General features: G+C 68.5%; 24 protein-coding genes. 9 read left to right on the forward strand and 15 right to left on the reverse strand.

The window, feature by feature from the left end; genetic code table 11:
• A complete protein-coding gene (locus BST38_RS06680; RefSeq protein WP_237160687.1) occupies positions 1-849 on the reverse strand; it encodes an EamA family transporter in 849 nt (282 codons plus the stop codon).
• Positions 846-1,682 carry an SDR family oxidoreductase gene (locus BST38_RS06685; protein WP_083142494.1) on the reverse strand — a complete coding sequence of 279 codons (837 nt, stop codon included), beginning with the start codon at positions 1,680-1,682 and terminating at the stop codon, positions 846-848. Before BST38_RS06685 ends, BST38_RS06680 begins: the two co-directional genes overlap by 4 nt.
• A gap of 69 nt (positions 1,683-1,751) precedes the next feature.
• Between BST38_RS06685 and BST38_RS06690 the strand changes: the two genes are divergently transcribed.
• A complete protein-coding gene (locus BST38_RS06690) occupies positions 1,752-2,939 on the forward strand; it encodes a metallophosphoesterase (protein WP_083142495.1) in 1,188 nt (395 codons plus the stop codon).
• Positions 2,940-3,000: 61 nt separating this feature from the next.
• Entirely contained in the window at positions 3,001-3,840 is an 840-nt protein-coding gene (locus BST38_RS06695; protein ID WP_083142496.1) for an acyl-CoA thioesterase, read from the forward strand.
• 24 nt (positions 3,841-3,864) lie between these two features.
• Here BST38_RS06695 and BST38_RS06700 read toward each other — a convergent pair whose 3' ends face one another.
• Positions 3,865-4,299, reverse strand: coding sequence for an SRPBCC family protein (locus tag BST38_RS06700; RefSeq protein WP_083142497.1), 435 nt, complete (start codon positions 4,297-4,299; stop codon positions 3,865-3,867).
• Positions 4,296-5,141: a 1-acyl-sn-glycerol-3-phosphate acyltransferase gene (locus BST38_RS06705; RefSeq protein ID WP_083142498.1), complete on the reverse strand. Its 846-nt coding sequence runs from the start codon at positions 5,139-5,141 to the stop codon at positions 4,296-4,298. Before BST38_RS06705 ends, BST38_RS06700 begins: the two co-directional genes overlap by 4 nt.
• A 54-nt stretch (positions 5,142-5,195) precedes the next feature.
• On the opposite strand from BST38_RS06705, the gene BST38_RS06710 reads away from it, so the two are divergent.
• The 4 genes from BST38_RS06710 (at position 5,196) to BST38_RS06720 (ending at position 9,575) form a co-directional block, all read left to right on the forward strand.
• A complete protein-coding gene (locus BST38_RS06710; protein ID WP_083142499.1) occupies positions 5,196-7,742 on the forward strand; it encodes a DEAD/DEAH box helicase in 2,547 nt (848 codons plus the stop codon).
• A 41-nt stretch (positions 7,743-7,783) separates the two neighbouring features.
• The gene (locus tag BST38_RS06715) at positions 7,784-8,482 is read left to right on the forward strand and encodes an SHOCT domain-containing protein (RefSeq protein WP_083142500.1); all 699 of its coding nucleotides are present in this window, start codon (positions 7,784-7,786) and stop codon (positions 8,480-8,482) included.
• Positions 8,483-8,619: 137 nt separating this feature from the next.
• Positions 8,620-8,760: a hypothetical protein gene (locus BST38_RS29335; protein WP_165761562.1), complete on the forward strand. Its 141-nt coding sequence runs from the start codon at positions 8,620-8,622 to the stop codon at positions 8,758-8,760.
• 170 nt (positions 8,761-8,930) lie between these two features.
• A complete protein-coding gene (locus tag BST38_RS06720) occupies positions 8,931-9,575 on the forward strand; it encodes a vWA domain-containing protein (protein WP_083142501.1) in 645 nt (214 codons plus the stop codon).
• A gap of 9 nt (positions 9,576-9,584) precedes the next feature.
• On the opposite strand, the gene BST38_RS06725 is transcribed toward BST38_RS06720, so the two are convergent.
• Positions 9,585-10,415, reverse strand: coding sequence for an LLM class F420-dependent oxidoreductase (locus BST38_RS06725; protein WP_083142748.1), 831 nt, complete (start codon positions 10,413-10,415; stop codon positions 9,585-9,587).
• 14 nt (positions 10,416-10,429) lie between these two features.
• Entirely contained in the window at positions 10,430-11,899 is a 1,470-nt protein-coding gene (locus BST38_RS06730) for an amidase (protein ID WP_083142502.1), read from the reverse strand.
• Positions 11,900-11,945: 46 nt separating this feature from the next.
• Here BST38_RS06730 and BST38_RS06735 point away from each other — a divergent pair, with 46 nt between their 5' ends.
• Positions 11,946-12,779 (forward strand): formate/nitrite transporter family protein, encoded by an 834-nt coding sequence (locus tag BST38_RS06735; RefSeq protein ID WP_083142503.1) that lies wholly within the window; start codon positions 11,946-11,948, stop codon positions 12,777-12,779.
• Between the two features lie 147 nt (positions 12,780-12,926).
• Complete coding sequence (locus tag BST38_RS06740) at positions 12,927-13,433, forward strand: hypothetical protein (RefSeq protein WP_083142504.1); 507 nt, start codon at positions 12,927-12,929, stop codon at positions 13,431-13,433.
• Here the strand turns inward: BST38_RS06740 and BST38_RS06745 are convergent.
• Genes BST38_RS06745 through BST38_RS06765 form a run of 5 tightly spaced genes read right to left on the reverse strand, consistent with a single transcriptional unit; the run spans position 13,379 to position 16,260 of the window.
• Positions 13,379-14,056 (reverse strand): energy-coupling factor ABC transporter permease, encoded by a 678-nt coding sequence (locus BST38_RS06745; RefSeq protein WP_083142505.1) that lies wholly within the window; start codon positions 14,054-14,056, stop codon positions 13,379-13,381. The genes BST38_RS06740 and BST38_RS06745 overlap by 55 nt on opposite strands.
• A 23-nt stretch (positions 14,057-14,079) precedes the next feature.
• Positions 14,080-14,388 carry a nitrile hydratase accessory protein gene (locus BST38_RS06750; RefSeq protein WP_083142506.1) on the reverse strand — a complete coding sequence of 103 codons (309 nt, stop codon included), beginning with the start codon at positions 14,386-14,388 and terminating at the stop codon, positions 14,080-14,082.
• Positions 14,385-15,005: a nitrile hydratase subunit alpha gene (gene nthA / locus BST38_RS06755; protein ID WP_083142507.1), complete on the reverse strand. Its 621-nt coding sequence runs from the start codon at positions 15,003-15,005 to the stop codon at positions 14,385-14,387. The genes BST38_RS06750 and nthA overlap by 4 nt, the downstream gene beginning before the upstream one ends.
• On the reverse strand, positions 15,002-15,739 hold the full coding sequence (gene nthB, locus BST38_RS06760; protein WP_083142508.1) for a nitrile hydratase subunit beta: 738 nt from the start codon (positions 15,737-15,739) through the stop codon (positions 15,002-15,004). The genes nthA and nthB overlap by 4 nt, the downstream gene beginning before the upstream one ends.
• Positions 15,736-16,260, reverse strand: a complete 525-nt coding sequence (locus BST38_RS06765) for a DUF1097 domain-containing protein (RefSeq protein WP_083142509.1) — start codon at positions 16,258-16,260, stop codon at positions 15,736-15,738. Before BST38_RS06765 ends, nthB begins: the two co-directional genes overlap by 4 nt.
• Before the next feature lie 238 nt (positions 16,261-16,498).
• On the opposite strand from BST38_RS06765, the gene BST38_RS06770 reads away from it, so the two are divergent.
• Positions 16,499-17,470 carry a GlxA family transcriptional regulator gene (locus BST38_RS06770; RefSeq protein WP_083142749.1) on the forward strand — a complete coding sequence of 324 codons (972 nt, stop codon included), beginning with the start codon at positions 16,499-16,501 and terminating at the stop codon, positions 17,468-17,470.
• Here BST38_RS06770 and BST38_RS06775 read toward each other — a convergent pair.
• From BST38_RS06775 to BST38_RS06790, 4 genes are all read right to left on the reverse strand, one after another.
• On the reverse strand, positions 17,420-18,442 hold the full coding sequence (locus BST38_RS06775; RefSeq protein WP_083142510.1) for a GlxA family transcriptional regulator: 1,023 nt from the start codon (positions 18,440-18,442) through the stop codon (positions 17,420-17,422). The genes BST38_RS06770 and BST38_RS06775 overlap by 51 nt on opposite strands.
• A gap of 158 nt (positions 18,443-18,600) precedes the next feature.
• Complete coding sequence (locus tag BST38_RS06780; RefSeq protein WP_083142511.1) at positions 18,601-19,296, reverse strand: cysteine hydrolase family protein; 696 nt, start codon at positions 19,294-19,296, stop codon at positions 18,601-18,603.
• The gene (locus tag BST38_RS06785) at positions 19,293-20,225 is read right to left on the reverse strand and encodes a nitrilase-related carbon-nitrogen hydrolase (RefSeq protein WP_083142512.1); all 933 of its coding nucleotides are present in this window, start codon (positions 20,223-20,225) and stop codon (positions 19,293-19,295) included. Before BST38_RS06785 ends, BST38_RS06780 begins: the two co-directional genes overlap by 4 nt.
• A 16-nt stretch (positions 20,226-20,241) precedes the next feature.
• The gene (locus BST38_RS06790; RefSeq protein ID WP_083142513.1) at positions 20,242-21,603 is read right to left on the reverse strand and encodes a uracil-xanthine permease family protein; all 1,362 of its coding nucleotides are present in this window, start codon (positions 21,601-21,603) and stop codon (positions 20,242-20,244) included.
• Positions 21,604-21,918 lie beyond the last annotated feature (315 nt).

The following is a 21,918-nucleotide window of genomic DNA, read 5'->3' on the forward strand; positions in this document are numbered from 1 at the left end:
TCATCCTATCGGCTCGCCGGCGGCTCTCGCGGTGACCGCGAGCGCGGCCATCACGCACGCGATGCCCGCCACCTCGCTGACGGTCGGGCGCTGGGCCAGCACCACGGCACCGATCACGGCCGCGGTGGCGGGTAGCAGCGCGAGCAGCAGCGCGAAGCGTTCCCGCCCGATGCGGGTCAGCACATGCTGGTCGAGCGCGTACGGGATCGCGCTGGAGAGCACCCCGACCCCGATTCCGAGCACCCAGGTGCGCGGATCGGCGAAAACCTCAGGGGCAGCGGATACTTGGATCCCGAGCAGCACCGGCGCCGATACCGTCGCCGCCAGCGCCATCCCGACCGCCAGTGAGTCGACCCCGGCTCCGGCGTCGGCGACCCGCTTGCCGAGCAGGATGTAGCCCGCCCACAGTGCCGCGGCGATCGCCGCGAACCCCGCACCGACCAGGTCGACGTCGGTCGACACCCCGGCGACCAGGTACACCCCCGCCGCGACCAGCACGACGGCGAGCATGTCGCGGGCCCGCCGCGACCCGGCGGCGGCGACCGCGACGGGGCCGGCGAACTCGATCGCCACGGCGGTGCCGAGCGGGATGCGGGCGATCGCCTCGTAGAACGCAACGTTCATCGCCAGCGTCACGAGCCCGAAAGCGGCCGCCGCGAACATCATTCGCGGCGTCCAGGTCCGCCGCCACGGCCGCCGCCAGGCCAGCAGGACGGCGCCGGCACCCGCGGCCCGCAGCCAGGCGACCGTCGCGGGGTCGGTGGTGTCGAACAGGAACACCCCGACCGCGGCTCCCAGGTACTGCGAGATCGCGCCGACGACGAAGAACCCGGCGACGTACGGGGTCAAACGGATTGTGCGACCCGGGCCCGCTCGGTCATCGACGCGACCACGCCGCCGTCGTTGAGGATGTCGGTGCCGGTGAGGTAGCCGGCCTTGTCGGAGACACAGAACGCGAGTAGTTCGGCCATCTCCTCAGGTTTACCCCACCGGGGCACCGCGGCGTCGGCGACCAGCGCGCCCGCACCGGCCTGTTCCTCGAGCCGGCCCATCTCGGTGTCTACCGACCCCGGGGACACCGACACGATCCGCAGGCCTTTGCCGTTGAACCGTTCGGCCTGGGCACTGCTGAACCACCGCACGAAGCTCTTGCTGATCGCGTATGCGAGACCCGAGCGGGCCTCCGGTCCGGCGATGTCGCAGGCCTGCAGGGTCGCCGCCATGAACGCGTCGATGTCGGACAACGCGAGCGGGAACGCCGCGCTGGGGATCATCTCCGCGGGCATCAGGTGGGCGGCCATCGACGCGACGTTGACGATCGCCGCACCCTCGCCCGCGTGGGCGAAGAACTCCTCGTCGACGTTCAGCGTGCCGATAGCGTTGGTGCGCATCACGTACTCGGCGTCCCCCATGCTCGGGCTGACCCCGGCGGTGTGGATCACCGAGTGCAGCGGGCCCACCTGCGTGACGGCCTCGAACAGCCGGCCGACCGCGTCCCGGTCGGTGACGTCGCAGTGCACGGCGGTCGCGGAGATCCCGTGCTCGGCGAGTTCGGCGGCCGCGGCGTCGAGCCGCTCCTTCCGGACGTCGGCCAGCACCACGGCGCGGTCGCGTCCGACTACCTTCGCACTGGCCACGCCCATTCCGCCCGCGCCACCGGTGATTAACGAAACTGCCGTCATCTGTAAACCTCCCGGGGTCATTCAACACTGCGGGCCGGGGTTGGGGAATCCCGTCGGTACTTTCGAGAGATGACCGATAACCCGGCTCAGGTGGTCGAGCAGCAGGCCGCGCCCCGGCGCCGGCGCCGGTGGTTGCGCACGCTGATCGTGCTCACGGTGATGGCGCTGCTGTTCGGGGTGCCGTGGTGGACGCTCGTGATGGGCGGCTCGGCGTGGCCGGCGGGTGTGGTCGTCGCCGGCACCGTGCTGTTCGCCGCCGGGTTCGTCGCGCTGCCCGCGTCGATGCTGCTCGGCCACGGCCGGCAGCGCGACTGGGCGGCGGTGGCCGGGGACGTGCTGCTCGGCGTCGCGTGGGTGCTGTTCGTGTGGTCGGTGTTCGGCCAGCTTCTCGGCGTGGCGCTGTGGGCGGCGGGTGTCGCGGACCCGGCGCGGTCCCGCATCGTCGCCGTGACCACGCTCGTCGTCGGGGTCGCGATGCTGGCGTGGGGGCATTTCGAGGCGATGCGGGTGCCGCGCATCCGGCGCCTCGACGTCATGCTTCCGCGCCTGGGCCGCGGGCTGGACGGGCTGCGCGTCGCGGTCATCACCGACACCCATTACGGCCCGATCGACCGCAGCCGCTGGTCGGCTGCGGTCGTCGAGCGCGTCAACGGGCTCGACGCCGACATCGTCTGCCACGTCGGCGACATCGCCGACGGCACCACCGACATCCGTGACGCCCAGGCGGCACCGCTGGCGTCGGTACGGGCCGCGAAGGCGCGCGTGTACGTCACCGGCAACCACGAGTACTTCAGCGAGGCGCAGGGCTGGCTGGACTACATGGACCGGATCGGCTGGGATGCGCTGCACAACCGGCACATCACGGTCGAGCGCGGCGGGGACCGTCTCGTGGTCGCCGGCATCGACGACGAGACCGCGGCCGGGTCCGGGGTGCGCGGGCACGGCGCGGACCTGGACACCGCCCTGGCCGGCGCCGATCCCGGTCTGCCGGTGCTGCTGCTGGCACACCAGCCCAAGCAGGTCGCGCACGCGGTGCGCGCCGGGGTGGATCTGCAGCTGTCCGGCCACACCCACGGCGGGCAGATCTGGCCGTTCAACTTCCTGGTGCGCCTGGAGCAGCCGGTGGTCCAGGGGTTGAGCCGGCACGGTGAGCGCACGCAGCTGTACACCAGCCGCGGCACCGGATTCTGGGGCCCGCCGTTCCGGGTGTTCGCGCCGAGCGAGATCACGTTGCTGACGCTGCGCAGCGGGTCCTGATCAAGCGGCGAGGAACGAGCCGCGTTGAGGAGTCCGACAAGCCGCCGGGCAAGATACCCGCGTGTCTTCTTCGCTGGGCGACGTGCTCGCCTCCATGCAGCTTGAGCGCGTCGACCCCGATCGCCTCGACGCGGCGACGTTCGTCGGCAAGCAGCTGCCCGCGCCCGCCAACCACATCCTCGGCGGGCACATCTCGGCGCAGGCCCTGCTCGCCGCGAGCCTGACCTCCCCCGGCCGGGCGCCGCACAGCGTGCACACGTACTTCCTGCGCCCCGGGGACTCCCGGGATCCGGTCACGTTCGAGGTGGTGACGCTGCAGGAGGGCCGCACGTTCACGGCGCGCCGGGTCACCGCACGCCAGGGCGACGAGATCCTGCTGGAGGCGATGTCGTCGTTCAAGCTGCCCACCGAGACCGCTGCCGGCGTGACGTATCAGCCGCCGTGTCCCGACGTCCCCGCCCCGGAGTCGTTGCCGCATGTCCCGCCGCACTTCGCGGAAGCCGACGCGGCCGAGGGCATGTGGGCGAGCCTGCGCTGGTTCGAGCGGCGCGTCGTCGTCGCCGAGACCGGGCCACCGGCCCCGGCCCGCATCTGGTGGCGCCCCGACGGCGAGGTGCCCGACGATCCGGTGCTGACCGCATCGCTGGTCGCGTACCTGTCGGCGGTGACGCTGACCGAACCCGCCTACGCCGCCCGCAGCGGGCCCGCGATGGCCGCGCAGCGCGACCACTCGATGTGGTTCCACGCCGCGGCGGATCTGTCCGACTGGATGCTCTACGACATGTCGTCGCCGAGCAGCGCCGACACCCTCGCGCTGGCGCGCGGCACGATGTTCAACCGCAGCGGCGAGCTGGTGTGCTCGGTGCGTCAGGAGATGTACTTCCCGCCGCCCCGGCACTGAGCGCCGGGGCGCGCGTTACGCGAGTCAGCTCTCGACGAGCACCTTCAGCCGCTTGACGGTCTGGCCCATCAACCGGGACACCTGTCCCGACGCGACGCGGTCGGCGATCAGACCGAGCAGCCCGCCGGGCGCCTCGTAGGACAACCGGAACGTGACCTTGGTGCGGCCCTCGCCCGCTTCGCGCATGCGGAACCGGCCGCGCAGCGTGACGCCGGTGATGCCGATCCAGGCCAGGTCGCGGTTCTCGTCGAACTCGACGACCTCGATCACCCCGCCGATCGGCACCGAGCCGACCTTCCAGTGCACGGTGTAGCGCGAGCCGACGCCGACGGGGCCCTCGGTCACGGTTTCCCAGCGCTCCAGGCTGGCCATGAACTCCGGATAGCAGCCGGGATCGCTGATGTGCTTCCACACCACGTGCGGTTCGGCGTCGATGACGACGCTGCGCGAGAGCCTCATCCGATCACCGGGAGCCGTCGTTCGGCGGCCAGCCGGTCGACCGCGGACTGCAGGCTGGCCAGCACCCTGTCGTTGACGTCGTCGTCGTCGCTGCTCGCGATGTCGTCCGCGGCGATCGGTTCCTGCACCTCGATGACGATCTTCGTCGGCAGCGGTACGCGCGGGATCATGTCGCTGACCGCGATCCCCCACGGCGGCGCGAGCAGAATCGGCACGCTCTTGAGCCGGGCGATCTTGTCGACGCGCAGCAGTTTCGCCAGCCACTGGCCGCGGTCGAGGAACAGCGCCGCCTCCTGCCCACCGACCGATGCGATCGGCACGATCGGCACGCCCGCCTCACGGGCCAGCTTCACGTACCCCTGGCGGCCACCGAAGTCGACCTCGTGCCGCTTCCACGACGGCCGGAACACCTCGTAGTCGCCGCCGGGGTAGACCAGCAGCGCACCACCGGACTTCAGCGCCAGCGTCGCGTTGTCGTGGTTGGCCGCGACGGTGCCGAACTTGCGCAGCGACCCCAGGCCCGGCATCGACACCACCAGGTTGTGGGCCAGCTGGAAGAACGGACGCTCGACACCGAAGTACGAACAGAACGCGAGCGTGAACACGAACGTGTCGGGCGGCAGGTTGCCGCCGCTGTGGTTGCCGACCAGCAGCACCGGGCCGTCGGCCGGGATCCGGTCGAGCCCGCGCACGTCGGCGCGGAAGTACAGCGACGCGAGCAACCACAGCCCGGGCAGTTGCTCACGGATGTAGTCGGCGTCGCGCTGATCGAGGTCGGCGGTCGGTACGCGCGCCGAAACCTCATGCTTGACCCATTCGAGGACATCGCCCAACCCCGCCATGCTGGGCGGTATTGACTGCGGCGCGGCCGCGCAAACCTGGCAGGCTGTCTGGCGATGCCCACTCCCCTGCCCACTCCTCTGCTGGACGACCCCGGTGACCTGTCGGAGCTCTTCACCGTCCGCGGCGACGCCGACGAACTGTTCACCCGGTTCGCGGCCTGGGCGGAAGGCAACGGCACCACGCTGTACCCGGCGCAGGAGGAGGCGCTGATCGAGCTGGTCAGCGGCTCCAACGTGATCCTCGCGACGCCGACCGGGTCGGGGAAGTCGCTGGTCGCGACCGGTGCGATCTACGCCCAGCTGGCCGCGGGCGGCGTCAGCTTCTACACCGCGCCGATCAAGGCGCTGGTCAGCGAGAAGTTCTTCGCGCTGTGCGAGGTGTTCGGCGCGGCCAACGTCGGGATGCTCACCGGGGATGCGGCGGTCAACGCCGACGCCCCGATCATCGCGTGCACCGCCGAGATCCTGGCCAACGTCGCGCTGCGAGAGGGCGCCGACGCCGATATCGGGCTGTGTGTGATGGACGAGTTCCACTTCTACGGCGACCCCGACCGCGGGTGGGCCTGGCAGGTGCCGCTGCTGGAGCTGCCGAAAGCCCAGTTCCTGTTGATGTCGGCGACGCTCGGCGACGTCACGTTCCTGCGCGAGGACCTGACCCGGCGCACCGGCCGGCCCACCGCGCTGGTCGCCAACGCCGAACGCCCGGTGCCGCTGTACTTCTCCTACGCGACCACCCCGATGCACGAGACCATCCAGGAACTCGTCGACACCAAGCAGTCACCGATCTACGTCGTGCACTTCACCCAGGCCTCGGCGCTGGAGCGGGCGCAGGCGCTGATGAGCGTCAATGTCAGCTCCAAGGAGGAGAAGGCCGCGATCGCCGACCACATCGGCGCGTTCCGGTTTTCCTCGGCGTTCGGCGCGACGCTGTCGCGGCTGGTGCGCCACGGCATCGGCGTGCACCACGCCGGCATGCTGCCGAAGTACCGGCGGCTGGTCGAGCAACTCGCCCAGGCCGGCCTGCTGAAAGTCATCTGCGGCACCGACACCCTCGGTGTCGGGATCAACGTGCCGATCCGCACCGTGGTGTTCTCCGCGCTGTCGAAGTACGACGGTGTGCGCACCCGGCTGCTCAACGCCCGCGAGTTCCACCAGATCGCCGGCCGGGCCGGGCGCGCCGGGTTCGACACCGCGGGCACCGTCGTGGTGCAGGCACCCGACCACGAGGTGGAGAACCTCAAACAGTTAGCCAAGGTGGCCGACGATCCGAAGAAGCGCCGGAAGCTGGTGCGCCGCAAGGCGCCCGAGGGGATGGTGCCGTGGAGTGAGGCGACCATGACCAAGCTCGTCGACGCCGCGCCGGAACCTCTGACGAGTCACATGCGGGTGACCACGGCGATGATCCTGGACGTGGTCGACCGTCCCGGGGACCCGTTCGCCGCGATGCGGCGGCTGCTGACCGACAACCACGAACCACGCAAGCGCCAGCTGAAGCTGATCCGCGAGGCGGTCGGTATCGCGCGCTCGCTGCTGCAGGCGGGCGTGGTCGAGCGGCTTCCTGAGCCGGAACCCGACGGACGGCGGTATCGGCTGACCGTCGATCTGCCACCCGACTTCGCGCTGAACCAGCCGCTGTCGACGTTCGCGCTGGCCGCGATCGACCTGCTCGACGCCGGTGCGGAAAGCTATGCGCTGGACGTGGTCTCGGTGATCGAGGCGACGCTGGAGGATCCGCGCCAGATCCTGGCCGCACAGCTCAAGCGAGCCCGCGGAGAGGCCGTCGCGCAGATGAAGGCCGACGGCGTCGAGTACGACGAGCGCATCGAACTTCTCGACGACATCACCTACCCGAAGCCGCTGGAGGAGCTGCTGGGACACGCGTACGCGGTGTATCTGCAGAGCAACCCGTGGGCCGCGGACGGCAAGCTGTCGCCGAAGTCGGTGGTGCGCGAGATGTGGGAGCGGGGTATGACGTTCCGCGAGTACGTCAGCGAGTACGGCCTGACCCGCGTCGAGGGCGCCGTGCTGCGGTATCTGTCCGACGCGTTCAAGGCGCTGCGCTCCGGCGTCCCCGCCGCCGCCCGTACCGACGAGCTCACCGACATCGTCGAATGGCTGGGTGAGCTTGTCCGCCAGGTCGATTCGAGCCTGCTCGACGAGTGGGAGCAGCTGACCAGCCCGGACCAACCGCACGATCAGCCGGTCGCCGTACCGGCCCGGCCGCGACCGCTGACCGGCAACGAGCGGGCGTTCACCGCGATGGTGCGCAATGCGCTGTTCCGCCGGGTCGAGTTGTTCGCCCGCGAGCGATGGGAAGAACTCGCCGCGCTCGACGGCCGCGCCGGACTGTCGGTGCAGCAGTGGCGCGAAATCGGCGACGACTACTTCGACGAGCACGACGACGTCGGCACCGGAGCGGACGCCCGTGGTCCCGCGCTGCTGATCATCGACCGGCAGGCCCGAACGTGGCGCGTGCGGCAGATCCTCGACGACCCTGCCGGGGACCACGACTGGGGATTCGAGGTCGAGGTCGACCTGGACGCGTCCGACGAGGAGGGCGTCCCGGTGCTGCGCCTGCTGTCGGCGGGCCGCTTGGACTGAAACGCCGCATGGACTGAAACCGCGCGGGGTACTACCGACGCATGACTGCCGCGGTACCCCCGGACCTGGAGCACGCGATCGACGACATCGCCCGCCGCCACGGGCTTTCCCGTGATTCGGTGCTGGCGATGTGGGTCGCGGTGCGCAACGGCGGCGGCACCATGGCGCAGTTCTCGATCCCGGAACTCGGGGGGTCGGGGCAGTGGATGCGTGGCGGCATGACGATGGTCGGCGACATGTTCGACCACGCGCTGAAGGCCCGCGTCGACGCGCTGTGCACCGAGCTCGCCGGGCTGCCCGTCACCGGTGAGGCCGTCGCCCCGCGGCAGTGGTGGCCGGCCGACCTCGGCACCCCCAGCTCGACCGGCGGGCAGAACGACACCAAGTACGCGGTGTTCCCGGCCACGCGCCGGTTGGCCGTGCAGAGCGGCGGGGTGACAAAGGTTTTCGACACCGGCGAGCACCGGATCGGCGGTGTCCAGCAACAGCAGGGTGGGCCCGCGGCGACGCTGACCTTCACCAGTCAGCTGGGCACGTTCGGCATCTCGGCGCTGCGCGAGGTCGACCCCGAGCCCGCGACGGACGCTCCGCCCCCCGGCGACACCTCGACCCCGGACGACTCCGCGGCGATCATCGCCGCGATCGAGAAGCTGGCCGGACTGCACGAGCGCGGCATCCTCACCGACGCCGAATTCGCCGCCAAGAAAGCCGAACTGCTGGCCCCGACTGTGACCGTGTGACGGCGGTCTCTGTCCGCAAAATCACACGTCAGCGGCTTGATTAACCTGGCTGTAACACGGAGCATGGACAACGTCCGGCCGATGGGCGATCCCCGATTCGCGCCGGACCTCAATCCAACACAGAGGAGTTCCGCAAAATGTTCGCGCAGTACCGTGCCGCCCGTCAGATCTCTCGCGATCGGCGCCGCCTGTACGCACGGATCGCCAAGATGCCGAACTCCACCATCCGCGACGAACTCGTCGCCGTCGCGCAGCGGTACGAATCCGCCGAGCGCTGACCCGTCGCGCCGCTGGTCGCGGCGTAGAATGTGATCGGTAGCGCATTCGCGCATACCCGATCATCTGCAGGCACCGCGTCTGTTGATGCCGGTGGCGAAACGAGCGTCCTGCACATGCCTCCCCGCCTTGAAGCCGGGCCGTAGCTCATCTCTTGCGCTGGAGGCATCCTGTGACCGATTCCGACAAGACCCTGATCGCCGCACTGCTCGACCGCTCCGGGTCCATGGAGACGTCGAAGACCGCGACCGAGGACGGGTGGCGTGAACTCATCAACGAGCAACGACTGCAACCCGGTCGTTGCGAGGTGACACTGGCCCAGTTCGACACCGCCTACGAATTGGTCTATCCGCCGACACCGATCCAGTCCGTCCCCGATTTCGAGTTGGTGCCCCGCGGGATGACCGCTCTGCTCGACAGCGTCGGACGGTTCATCACCGAAGTCGGACAGCGCCTTTCGGCGCTACCGGACGACGACCGTCCCGGGCAGGTCATCTGCATGATCATGACCGACGGGATGGAGAACTCCAGCAGGGAGTGGGGCTGGTACTCCGTCAGGGAACTCATCGAACAGCAACGCACACAGTGGAATTGGCGGTTCGTGTTTCTCGGGTCCAACATCGACGCGATCGAGATCGGATCGATGATCGGGGTGTCGGCCGAGGACTCGATCACCTATGACGACAGCAACGACATCAGCACCATCGCCACCATCTCCGCGGCCAGCGGCTGGATGACGTCGGCGCGCTCCGGGCAGCACCGGGGGTTCAGCACCGTCGAACGCCGCGCCGCGATGGGCGATCCGCAGACGACCTGACCGGCCCGCTCAACCGCCGTATCGCCGCACCTGCTCGGCGTACTCGTCGAGCAGGCGCAGCGATACGTCCAGCGGCTTGGTCGGCAGCAGCAGGTTCAGCTGCCCGAAACCGATCTCCTCTGCGGCCTGCCAGTAGTCCGGGTTCGCCGGTGTGCCGAACTGTGCCAGCGGCACCTCGTACGTCGCGCTCGCCCGGATCTGGTCGATGCGGCGCGAAAGATGGTCGATCGGAAGTGGATTCGAGATCCAGCCGGCTTCGTGCCGGATGATCCGCTTCACCGTCGCATCAGAGTCGCCGCCGATCAGGATCGGCGGATGCGGCTTCTGCACCGGCTTCGGCCGCTGATACGACGGAGCGAAATCCACGTACTTGCCGTGGTATTCGGCCGGTTCCTCGGTCCACAACGCCTTGATCGCCTCGATGCGCTCGTCCAGCAGCGCGCCGCGCGTCTTCGGATCGGTGCCGTGCTGGCGCAGCTCCTCGATGTTCCACCCGGCGCCGACGCCGAAGGTGAAACGGCCGCCGGAGATCACGTCGATGCTGGCGGCCTCCTTGGCGGTGATGATCGGGTCCCGCTGGATCAGCAGCGCGATACCGGTGATCAGTTCGATCGTCGACGTGACCGCCGCCGCGGCGGCCAGCGTCACGAACGGGTCCAGGGTCCGGTAGTAGATCTTCGGCAGCTCGCCGCCCAGCGGATACGGCGACTCCCGGCTGGCCGGGATGTGCGTGTGCTCGGCGACGGCCAGCGCCGTGAAGCCGCGCTCCTCGACCGCACGCGCCAGCGACACCGGGTCGATGGTGTCGTCGTTGACGAACGTGGAGATCCCGAACCTCATGCCGTGCTCCTGTCTCACACCTGCGGCGTGCGGTGCGCCCACGGCGCCGCCTGCTCCAATTGTGCGCCGAGCTGCAGCAGCAGCGTCTCGCCGGCCAGCGGCGCGACGAACTGCACACCCAGCGGCACCCCCTCGGCCGTCCAGTGCAGCGGCAGCGAGATCGCCGGGCGGCCGGTGATGTTCGCCAGCTGGGTGTAGGGCACCCAGCCGAGGTTCTCGTCCACCATGTCGTCGACGATCTTGGTGAACCGCAGCAGGGCGGCCGTGCGCGTCTTGAGCAGCACGTCGGCGGCGCGCTGCAGCGCGACGGGCAGATCGAAGTCGCCGATCTTCGGTGGCGGCGTCGCCAGCGTCGGGGTCAACAGCAGGTCGTGCGACTCGAAGAACGTCGTGAGCCTGCGGGTGTGGTCGTGGCGGCGCGCGACCGCGTCGAGGTAGTCGACGCTGCTGGTGGCCCGGCCCAGCGCGGCCATGATCAGCGTGTCCCGCTCGAACATCTCGTCGCCGGCCCCGGTGAGCCGCTTGGCCTCGGCGACCTCCCAAGCCAGCGTCACGAACCAGGTCAGCAGGAAATCGCGGGCCAGCGCGGCGTCGTCGTACGGGGCTTCCGACAGTTCGACGACCTCGTGTCCCAGGTCGGTCAGCAGGCGGGTGGTCGCCTCGACCGCGGCGTACGCCTCACGATGCGGCTGCGGGGTGATCGCGGACGGCACCCGCACGCCGATGCGCAGCGGACGGGGGGCGGTCGCGAAGCTCGACGCGAACGGTGTCTCGGGCAGCGCCGGGGTGTACGGGCCATACGGTTCCCCGCCGCTCATCACGTCGAGCATGCCGGCGGTGTCACGGACGGTTCGCGACACCACGCCCTGCACCGCGGCGCCGTGCATCGATTCGCCGTACACCGGGCCGCTCGGGGTCAGCCCGCGGCTCGGCTTCAGTCCGACCAGCCCGCAGCAGGCGGCCGGGATCCTGATGGAGCCGCCGCCGTCGTTGGCACCTGCGCACGGCACGATGCCCGCCGCCACCGCGGCCGCCGAACCACCAGAGGAGCCGCCCGGGGACCGGGTCAGGTCCCACGGGTTGCGCGCGGGGCCCCAGACCTCGGGTTCGGTGATGCCCTTCGCCCCGAACTCCGGGGTGTTGGTCTTGCCGAAGATCACCAGACCCGCGTCGAGCCAGCGCGCAACGATCGCGCCGTGTTCGGCGACCGGCAGGTACCGCATCGACCGAGAGCCGCCCGACGTCGGCAGCCCTGCGTAGTCCTGGGACAGATCCTTGATCAGGAACGGCACCCCGGCGAAGGGGCCCGTGCGGTTCTCGCCGTCGGGCACCGGCACGTCCCGCACGATGGCGTTGATCTTCGGGTTCACCTCGGCGGCGCGCTCCCGCGCCAGCGCCAGCAGTTCGGCGGCGGTGACCTCGCCGTCGGCGACCAGCTTCGCCAGCCCCGTCGCATCCTGTGCCCGGTACTCGTCGACATCCATGCGCCCGACGGTATCGTCCGGCCAAGTCGTGGGTACTCGCGCCGCCATGAGCTCGACCAGCCAGCGTGAACTCGGCGATACCGACAGCCCCATCGAGGACGCGTTGGAGAACGCGTTCAACCGGATGATCGACGAGGGCACCCAGCGCCTGCACCGCACCTGGCGCGAGGTGCTGGTGACCGGCTTCTTCGGCGGGACCGAGGTCGCGATGGGGGTGCTCGCGTATCTGTCGGTGCTGCACGCCACCGGTAACCAGTTGCTCGCCGGGATCGCGTTCTCGATCGGCTTCCTCGCGCTGCTGCTCGGCCGCAGCGAGCTGTTCACCGAGGGCTTCCTGATCCCGGTCACCACGGTCGCGGCCAAACGCGCCAACGCCGCGCAGCTGCTGAAGCTGTGGACCGGCACGCTCGCGGCGAACCTGGCGGGCGGCTGGCTGATCATGTGGCTGGTGATGACCGCGTATCCGAAACTGCGCGAACAGACCACGACATCGGCCGAACACTTCGTGCACGCGCCGTTGAACGCCGAGACGGTGGCGCTGGCACTGCTGGGCGGCATGGTGATCACGCTGATGACGCGGATGCAGCACGGCACCGATTCGGTACCGGGCAAGATCGCCGCGGCGGTCGCCGGCGCATTCCTGCTCGCAGGGCTGCAGATGTTCCACTCGATCCTCGACTCGCTGCTCATCTTCGGCGCGCTGACCGCAGGTGACGCCCCGTTCGGGTATCTCGCCTGGCTGTCCTGGTTCGGCTACACCGTGGTGCTCAACATCGTCGGTGGGCTGGCGTTGGTGACGTTGCTGCGGCTGATCCGCAGCAAGGACCGGCTCAAGGAGGAGCGCCGGGAGGCGGAGTCGCCGTCCGGCAAGGACCGCTAGGGCCGGCTTCTCGGCATCGGGCCCAAACCCGACGTTTCCATATCGATATCAAGGTTTGTCCCATTTGCCACACGGGTAACTCTTGTCACAGCGCTGGGACGCCGGCGCCGACCAAGATCCCGAGAAAGAGTCGAATGGAACATACGAATGAACACTGTTTTGTACTTCAGCCCCAGCGGCGCCGTATATGAGACCCGTGCCTATACCGAGGCCGACATCAACCGTCTGATCCAGGACCAGGGCCTGTACTCCCTCAGCAGCACCGACCGGCAGTTCGACTTCTGGTTCAGCCCGGCCACCCAGGGTTGCCAGCGCCGCGTCAACCGGCTGGCCACCGAAGTACTTTTGGCCACCACTGATTTCACCGCCAAGTCGGTCCCGCTGCTGCGCGGCTGCGTGGTGGTGGCCACCCACGATTCCGATGGCGACCTCGACGGCCTGAGCTGGCAGCAACTCGCCCTGCTGTCCGAGAAGGCCGCCACGCTGTCCAAGCGCGACGACCGCGTGCTGTCGCGCCGCATCGCCGGCGACGAACGCCGGCGCACCCGCGAGATCGCCCCCGCGGCCGCTGTGCCGGCGGGCGTCACCTGCGCCCGGCCTCAGGCCGGGTTGAACAGGCGTGGTTCCAGCCACGCCCCGTCTTTGAACCGCTGAGCGGCCTTCGCCGCCGCGAGCACGGCCAGATCGGCCACCGGCTCCACCACGATCACCAGCAGATAGGCGGCACCGAAAGTCGCCACGCTGGCCAATGTCTCGGCAGTGACGCCCTGGCCGTAGACCGCCCAGAACGCCACCCAGGACACGATGCCAGCCTGGTAGGTCGCCGATAGGGTCAGCGCCTGGCGGTATTTCAGGTCGACATAGCGGGTTTGCGGGGCGATGGTCCTTCCGGCGACGTACTGCAGTGCCAACAGCGGCACGACGAGTGTCGTGACGTTCATCCCGAATTGCGGCAGGTCGAACGGAGCGAACAGCAGGCCCTGGATCAGCAGGCCCGCCGCCAGACCGAAGGCCGCCGGCGCGGCTCCGAAGATCAGGAACAGCGTCGACCCGAGAATGAGGTGGACTTCGGAGACCCCGACCGGAAAGTGCGGGAACAGTTCGAAGAACACGAGGGTCAACACCGTCGTGGCGGCACTTCCGAGAATCAGTGACGCGCCACCGCGCTGCTTGACGTGCTTCCACGCCGCGCTCACCGCGTAGACGCCGGCGCCCGTCGCACTGGCGTAACTCAGCGCGATCTTCGCGCCGTCGACTATCCCTGGCTCGATGTGCATTCCAATTCCGTTCTCTTGCTGGGTCAGTGATGGTCGTCGTGGACGGCGTGGTCACCGTCATCGGTGACCACCGGATTGATCAGAATCTGGCGCTGCGCGACCACGGTCTCCAGTGCGGCAACCCAGTGGTCGTAGTACTCCCATTCGGCCCGGTCGGTTTCCGGGGTGGCTTCCCAGGCGCCGATCGTGTCGATGAGACTCTGCTGGAACTCACTCCACGGGTAGTGACCGAACTCCGAGAGCGCCAGCGCGAGCCCGAATGCCCTGCGCTGCCAGTCGTGATCGAACGACGGTGCCGCCTGGTCAGTGGTACAGGTGCTGTGTAGTTTCACGACGCACGTCCTGCCAGCGCGACACCCATCATCGACTCCGTGGTGACCAGGTCCATCAACTCGTCATCGGTCAGTTCCTCGGTGCCGGCGGGCCGTTCCGGGATGACGAACCATCGTGAATGGCCGCTGGAATCCCAGACCTTGATCTCGGTGTCCTCGGCGAGCTCGACGCCGACTTCGGCGAGGACCGTACGGGGCTCCCGCGCCGCCCGCGCGCGGAACACGGGATCCTTGTACCAGTACGGCGGTAGTCCGAGGACCGGCCACGGGAAACACGAGCACAGCGTGCAGATCACCAAATTGTGCACGCCGGGAGTGTTGGCGACGGCCTGCAGATGCTCCCCCTCCGCGCCGGCCATCCCCTCCGGCAACTCCAGTTCCGCGATGGCTGCCGGGGTGTCGACGACGACCCGCGCCGCGAAGTCGGGATCCGTCCACGCTTTGACCACGATCTTCTTGCCGTTGAGCGGGGTCATCTCGGATTCGAAATAGGACAGCACCTTGTCGACGGTTTGGCTTGTGATGACGCCCTTTTCGATCAGGAGCCGTTCGAGCGCGGAAACCCTGTCCGCACTGAGTTTCTCACGCTCGGACGGATAGGCGAACTGCTCTGTCACTTGACCTCCTCGATGGGTTGGAGATACGCCTCGAAAAGCTCGGCGTAGAGGGCATTGGCGCCCGGTTCTGCCCTGGGGCCCCACAGCTCCTCCGGGGTGAACTCGACGATGTAGATCGGCATCGGGTCGCCGATGCCGTCACCGGTGTGGACGAAGTATCCGTAGTCGCCCTCGAAGATGCGTTGCACCGTACCGACTTTGGCGCGGAGATAACCGGGCAGGCGGGTGTGCGCGCCGGCCGGCGTGTTGGCGATCGCCACCCTCTCGCCCACCGCGAACTTCGGATGCGCGACGTCGCGGCGCGGGCTGTCTCCCCGCCGAAGGTAGTCGATCACCTGATCGTCGATCGCGGGGTCACCACCTTCGACGACCGCCGATTCAGGCGCCTCGATGAGCGCGCTGATCTCCTCCTCGGAGACATAACCGTTGTCGATGAAGAACTGGCTGATCCCGCCGAGCCACTTCTCGTAATAGCGAAACTTGAAATAGTCGAAAGGGTTCATGCCCTCGGCGCCGGTGCGCAGCGACGCCCATGTCCACTCGTCCCGAAAGGTCGTCGGGACCTGCTCGACCGGGTACTGCGGCAGGGCTGCGCCGAGGTGGTTGCTCAGGCCCATCATCGCCACGTGGATGCCGAAAATTCGTTTCTCCCAGTCTTCGACGAAGACCTTCTTCTCGAGATTCAGTGGTTCCGGCAGGCCCTCAAGCCCGCCGAGGTAATGCTGCAGTTTCACGCCGTCACGCCTTCCGGATCGGGACGGCCGGCGGGTGCCGGTCGCGTCATCAAGGTGGCCAGGTACTCGGAGGCGATGCCGAACGTCGCGCCGAGCACGCAGGCGCACGCTGCCACCAGCCCCGGATGGGAGATGCTCGTCGCTGTGACCAGCTGGCCCGTCCCGGCGACGGTCGAGACCGTGGAGGCGAACCCGACCACGACAGCAGGCGTGGTGGACAGAAGCCCGACCCACGAGGCCTGAACCATCACCGCACTGCCGACACCGACCGCGATCGCGGTCGCGGTCAAGCTTCCGCCGAGCACGTGCGACGCGTACAGGCTCGCGCTGGCGATCGCGACACCGACCAGGTTCGAGCACACGGAGCGAACCCAGCCGGACGGACCGCCACCGACGAAGAAGAACGACGCCCACGCCAGGAACACCACCCAGATCGGGACAGTGACCAATGTGGCCGTGAACGCCACCGCAACCCCACCGAGCACACCGATGCTCAGGGTGAGCGCAGACCGCGAATCCATACCGCCCCCCACTCTCGTTTCGACCAACAGGACCGGGCCCGTGGCATCAGACCCGTGAACAACGTTGGGTTCGTGGTGTTTCGGTGATGTAACCCCGGGCTTTCGGACGTCCTTCACGATGGACAAACTTGCGCCCAAACGGGACATCGGTCGGTCCAGGACCGACCGACACAGACACGTCGGATGCAATTCCGGACATCGCCGCACACGCGACGTAACCAAGGGTCACGCTGTGGCCATGAGTTCGGCCGCCCACGCTCACCCGCGCCACATCGCGATGCTGGTGTTCGATGACGTTCGGGCTTTCGACGTGGCCGGCCCCCTCGAGGTCTTCGACATCGCCCGGGAGATGGGCTGCGCGTACTCGGTCGGGCTGTACTCCACGACCGAGTCGCCGACGGTCCGGTGCGCATCCGGGGTTACGTTGCATGCCGCCCCGGCCTCGACGCTGGCGACGGTGGACACCCTGCTCGTGCCGGGCGGCGCCGGCCTCGTCACAGGTGGGATACCCCAGCATCTATCGAGAGTCATCCGTTCGCAGGTGAGAACGTCGCGCCGGGTCGCAGCGGTCTGCACGGGGTCCTTCGCCCTGGCCGCCGCCGGCGTGCTCGACGGCCGGCGCGCGACGACGCACTGGCGACATCTGGACACCTTCGCCACCCGCCACCCCGCGACCATCGTCGATCTGGACTCGGTGTATGTGCGCGACGGTGCCGTATGGACGTCCGCGGGTGCATCCGCGGGCATCGACCTCGCCCTCGCGCTGGTCGGCGACGACTACGGTAGCGCTGTCGCACAGGAGATCTCGAAAGAAATGGTGGTGCTGGGAAGGCGATTGGAAGGGCATCCCCAGATCTCCGTCGCCGCCCGAACACCGCGGCCCAAGCACCCCGGGATCGAACGGCTACTGGTGACCATCGCCGTCGACCCCGCGGGGAATTACGAACTCGACACGGTGGCAGGGCAACTCGGGCTCAGCACACGCCACCTCGCAAGACTGTTCAAGTCTCAGGTGGGCGTGACGCTACGAAAGTATGTGCACGATGTCCGGCTGGAGAACGCCGTCGGACTGGTCATGGCCGGCGAATCGTTTCATGCCGCGGCACGTCGCAGTGGACTGCACGCGGGAGCCCGGGTGCGTGACCACCTGGTCAGCCGGTCACGCGTCGACACCCGTGGTACGGAAGCGACTTCGGTACACGCCGGGTGAGATGCCGAGGTTGCGGCGGAATGTGCGCCGCATCGTGTCCGGCGTGCCGAAACCGCTGCGCCGGGCGACGGATTCCTGACTGTGGTCACCGGTCGCAAGCAGGACTTTGGCGGCCTCCAGGCGCGCGTGCTCGACGAAGCGCGCCGGCGTCATGCCGACCTGATCCCGGAACACTCGCACGAGGTGCCGCTCGCTGACGGCGGCGCGGGCTGCCATCGATGCGAGCGAATGGTCTCCGGCGGGATCCGAGATGACCGAATCCACCACCTCACGCAATCCGCCGGTCACCGGCAGCGCCGATTCGGCCCAGACGCTGAACTGGGCCTGACCGCCGGGCCGTTGCAGGAACACGACCATCCACCGCGCCACCCGGCGGGCCACCGCCGGGCCGAAGTCACTCTCGACCATCGCGAGCGCGAGATCGATGCCCGCGGTGATGCCCGCGCCGGTGATGAAGGGCCCGTCTTGGACGAAGAGGGAGTCCGGATCGACGATCACCGTCGGGTAATCGCGCGCCAGCGTCTGGCAGTGCGCCCAGTGGGTCGTCGCCCGTCGCCCGTCGAGGAGGCCGAGCGCGGCGAGCACGAAGGAGCCGGTACACACGGAGGCGATCCTGCGCGCCCTCGGTGCGAGCCGACGCACCATGTCCATGGCGTCCGCGACCGAGTCCGGCGTCGGTTCCTCCGGGATGTCGTGCAGGCCCGGGGTGAATGTGAAGTCCGCCGGGACACCTCCTGGTACCACCAACGTGTCGAAGGTGTGCGGTACGTCGGCCAAGGCGATATCGACGTTCAGGGTCGCGAACGCCGTGGTCCCGACCGGTCGGCCGGTGGGCGAGGCCGTCAGCACCGTGTACCGCGCACCGAAGTCGTTGGCGCGGGCGAAGATTTCCAGCGGTGCCGCGACATCCTGCAGGGTGACTTTGTCGTAGAGCGCGAAGACGATGGTCTTGGTGCCGGCGCCGCCGTCCACCCCGCCGCCCGTGGGCGTGCCATGTCTGAATTCGTCTGCCACGTGTCCGTTTCCGCCCGTCGGGGACCCTCCCCGGCGTGCCGATTGTGTCGGTCAATGTAACGGCGGTCTGTTACCACCACATTGCCTGCGACACGTCGGTCACGTCACTGGCGGCGTCATCCGCCGACGGCGCCGTCCCAGCACGCGAGCAGCGACTCCGACGTCGTGACCAGCCCGAGGTGTAACGACATCATCGCCAGCGCGGCCGACTCCAGCGCCTCGTCTGTCCCGCGCACCAGGTCTTGCAGCACCGTGACCCGGTAGCCGAGGTTCGATGCGTCGAACGCCGTGTTGAGCACACAGCAGTCGGCCATGATGCCGTCGAGCACGACCGCGGTCGTCCCCATCTGCCGCAGCAGGAAATCGAGGTCGGTCGGATAGAACGCCGACAGTCGCTTCTTACCGGTCACCACCTCGTCGGCCGGGGCGACCTCGGTGACGAATTCTGTCCACCTGCTGCCGGCCAACGCGTGCCCGTCGGCGCCGGGGATGGGTCCGACATGGTGGGGGAAGGTGACACGCCACGCACTGCTGCTGGTGCCCTTGACATCGTCGGCACCCGACGCGCGCACTTCGGAGCGGACGTGGATGACGGGCACCCCGTGCGCGCGGGCCGCGCGGTGGAACGCGTCGACCGCGCCGACGATCTCGCGTCCGCGCGGGGCCGGGCACGGGCACGCGGGGTCCTCGGACAGGTGACCCTGGTGCATGTCGATCGAGACGACGGCGGTGCGCCGGGGATCCAGCCAGGCCGCGAAGTCGCCCGCCGGGTCGAGTTCGTGCTCACGCCCGTAGACCAGATGGCTGCTCATGGTGCCTCGCTTTCGATGGGGTGCTGCGCGAACAGATGCGCGAACAACTCGGGCCGGTTGTAGTGGCCGGCGACGTCGTGGACGAACTTGGGGCCGATGACGCCGTCAGGATCGACGTCGGCGTAGACCAGTTGCGGCGCATCGCTTTCGGCGCGGGCAAGGACCTGCCCGGCGGGACCGAGGATCGCCGCCCGTGCCCCGATGTCCGCGCCGCGCAGATAGTCGCCCGCACCGCCGTACCCGTACGCGTCGATCATCTCCTGCGACACCGTGGTCACCGCGCTGATCACATAGCACTTCAGCGAGTACCCCAGTGACCTCGGCACCAGGTCGACGACGGGCCCCATCGCGAGCGACGGGCTGAAATGCTGCGGCCACGACGCGACGTGCACCGTCGGGTAGGCGCGCGCCGCGGCGTACTGGGCGAGCGGGTTGGAGTTCTCACCGCAGATCAGCCCGCTGATCGTGATGCCCTGTGCCGCGGCACTGTTGACGCTGCCGGTCTGTCCCGGGGCGTGCACCAGGCGTTCACCGATGGTCGGCACGTGCTTCTGGTGCCGTGCGGCCAGCTCGCCGTGTTCGGTGATGTGAAGTTGGGTGTTGAACAGCGTGCCGGTGGTTCCCGGAATCCGTTCGCACACCCCGATCACGGCCGCGATACCGCCGTCGCGGCAGGCGGCGCGCAGCGCGTCGACCCCGGTCGACGGCACCTCGATCGCGTTGCCGAACAGCCGGGCGTTGAGCTCGAGGAAGCGGTCGTCGAACGCGTGCAGCTCGCCCCAGCCGGGATGGCCCGGGACGAACCCCTCCGGGAAACCGATCACGTCGGCGCCGTCGGCGGCGGCGCGACCGATCAGCTCGACGGCCTTCGCGACGCTGGCGTCGCGGTCCAGGAACACCGGATGGTCCTGGACGGCAGCCAATCTCATCAGGCCGCCGATCTCATCACGCCGCGTCCGCTGCCACGGCGACCCGGCTCTCGAGCCGTGGCCTGATGATGAAGTTGACCAGGATGTTCAGCGTGATCAGCATGATGACGCCGAGCATCATCGGGGTGTTGATCAAGCCGGCGATCTGGGGCGGCAGCGCGGCCAGGATGTCCTCCGGAATCCATTGCGTGCCCAGCGAGACGATGAACGACGTTGCGGCGACGGCGATGTTCAGGTCGTCCCAGCGCACCTTCTGCAGCATCTGGATGCCGCTGATCGCGATGATGCCGAACAGGATCGTCGACGCGGCGGACAGCACCACCCCGGACAGCCCGGCGATGAACATGCTGATCTGCGGCAGGAACGCCAGCGCGAACGCGAAGATGCCCGCGGCCATCGTGACGAACCGGCTGCCGATGCGGGTGATCCGGATGATGCCGACGTTCTCCGGATAGGACGTGGTGCCGATCCCGCCGAACGCCGCCCCCACGGTGGACCCTAGGAACTCGGTGAACAGACCGCGGTTGATGCGGTTGACGCTCAGCTTCTCCCCGCCCCAGCCGGAGACCAGGGTGTACATCCCCATCGCCTCGGCACCGGCCTGGAAGAACGCCAGCAGCATCAGGATCACGACCGGCCACGCGACGCCGAACCCGAACGGGAAGATCGTCGGGACGCCGATCACCGAGGCCTCGCCGAGCGACGGCGGCGACCAGATCCCGGCCAGCAGCGCGACGACGGAGCCGACCGCGATGCCCACCAGGATCGCGGCGCGCTTGAACAGGGTTGAGCCGCCGAAGATCATGCAGCCGAGGATCACCACGACCACCACGACGCCGACCCAGAAGCTGGACCATCCGTAGGAGTCGGTGCCCGCGGTGCCGAACCAGCCGGGCAGACCGATGTTGGCCAGCTGCGCACCGATGATCACGAACAGGGTGCCGAACACGATCGGGTCGGCGGCGAACCTGCGGATGTGGCCGAACAGCCCGAGGTTGCCGATCGGGATCGACAACACCATGAAGATCAGGCCCGCCACCACCATGGATCCGAACGCCGTGCCGAGGTCGTAGGTCGCCGCCGCGGCGAGGATCGCGACGAAGAACGCCGCGGTGGGGCCCTGCACGATCGGCAGCCGCACGATGCGGCTGGACTGCAGGATGGTGACCAGCCCGGTCAGCAGGAAGCAGGCCTGGACGATATGGCTGACGTCCTCTTGGCTGAGTTCCAGCGTCGCGCCGATAAGCACCGGGAAGATCCAGATGCCGGTCAGCGCGAGAAGATGCTGCAATCCGAACAGGCCCGTCTTGGGCAGCGGCAGACGGTCCTGGATACCGACGTCCAGCACCGCCTCTCGATCGGCGGTGGATTCAGACACACCGCAATCATTATGTTCTGACTGAAGTCTGTCAATGGTGGCGAAGCGCCCGAAACACACTCCCCCAGGTCGATATACCGCAATTAACCAGCTCTTTACGCAAGCCGGCCGGATCCGAAGCACCGGGACCGTGTTCGATGAGATTTAAATTTCGGTCCGGGGCCGAAGCGCGTCGCCACCATGGCGCGTTTCGGGGGCCGCGGCACGGGGAAGAAGTGTCACGCGCCGTTACACATCCTCGTTCTGGTGTCACGGTGCACCACGACGGTCCCGAACCGAAAGGCCTACGATGACAACCCCCGAGCCGGGCAAGGA

It is taken from the genome of Mycolicibacterium parafortuitum, assembly GCF_002086815.1.
Lineage (GTDB): Bacteria > Actinomycetota > Actinomycetes > Mycobacteriales > Mycobacteriaceae > Mycobacterium > Mycobacterium parafortuitum.

Excerpts from the sequence above, each read along its gene's own strand:
- BST38_RS06685 (WP_083142494.1), bottom strand. The coding sequence starts at position 1,682 with ATGACGGCAGTTTCGTTAATCACCGGTGGCGCGGGCGGAATGGGCGTG.
- BST38_RS06690 (WP_083142495.1), top strand. The coding sequence starts at position 1,752 with ATGACCGATAACCCGGCTCAGGTGGTCGAGCAGCAGGCCGCGCCCCGG.
- BST38_RS06700 (WP_083142497.1), bottom strand. The coding sequence starts at position 4,299 with ATGAGGCTCTCGCGCAGCGTCGTCATCGACGCCGAACCGCACGTGGTG.
- BST38_RS06705 (WP_083142498.1), bottom strand. The coding sequence starts at position 5,141 with ATGGCGGGGTTGGGCGATGTCCTCGAATGGGTCAAGCATGAGGTTTCG.
- BST38_RS06710 (WP_083142499.1), top strand. The coding sequence starts at position 5,196 with ATGCCCACTCCCCTGCCCACTCCTCTGCTGGACGACCCCGGTGACCTG.
- BST38_RS06715 (WP_083142500.1), top strand. The coding sequence starts at position 7,784 with ATGACTGCCGCGGTACCCCCGGACCTGGAGCACGCGATCGACGACATC.
- BST38_RS29335 (WP_165761562.1), top strand. The coding sequence starts at position 8,620 with ATGTTCGCGCAGTACCGTGCCGCCCGTCAGATCTCTCGCGATCGGCGC.
- BST38_RS06725 (WP_083142748.1), bottom strand. The coding sequence starts at position 10,415 with ATGAGGTTCGGGATCTCCACGTTCGTCAACGACGACACCATCGACCCG.
- BST38_RS06730 (WP_083142502.1), bottom strand. The coding sequence starts at position 11,899 with ATGGATGTCGACGAGTACCGGGCACAGGATGCGACGGGGCTGGCGAAG.
- BST38_RS06735 (WP_083142503.1), top strand. The coding sequence starts at position 11,946 with ATGAGCTCGACCAGCCAGCGTGAACTCGGCGATACCGACAGCCCCATC.
- BST38_RS06740 (WP_083142504.1), top strand. The coding sequence starts at position 12,927 with ATGAACACTGTTTTGTACTTCAGCCCCAGCGGCGCCGTATATGAGACC.
- BST38_RS06745 (WP_083142505.1), bottom strand. The coding sequence starts at position 14,056 with ATGCACATCGAGCCAGGGATAGTCGACGGCGCGAAGATCGCGCTGAGT.
- BST38_RS06765 (WP_083142509.1), bottom strand. The coding sequence starts at position 16,260 with ATGGATTCGCGGTCTGCGCTCACCCTGAGCATCGGTGTGCTCGGTGGG.
- BST38_RS06770 (WP_083142749.1), top strand. The coding sequence starts at position 16,499 with ATGAGTTCGGCCGCCCACGCTCACCCGCGCCACATCGCGATGCTGGTG.
- BST38_RS06780 (WP_083142511.1), bottom strand. The coding sequence starts at position 19,296 with ATGAGCAGCCATCTGGTCTACGGGCGTGAGCACGAACTCGACCCGGCG.
- BST38_RS06785 (WP_083142512.1), bottom strand. The coding sequence starts at position 20,225 with ATGAGATTGGCTGCCGTCCAGGACCATCCGGTGTTCCTGGACCGCGAC.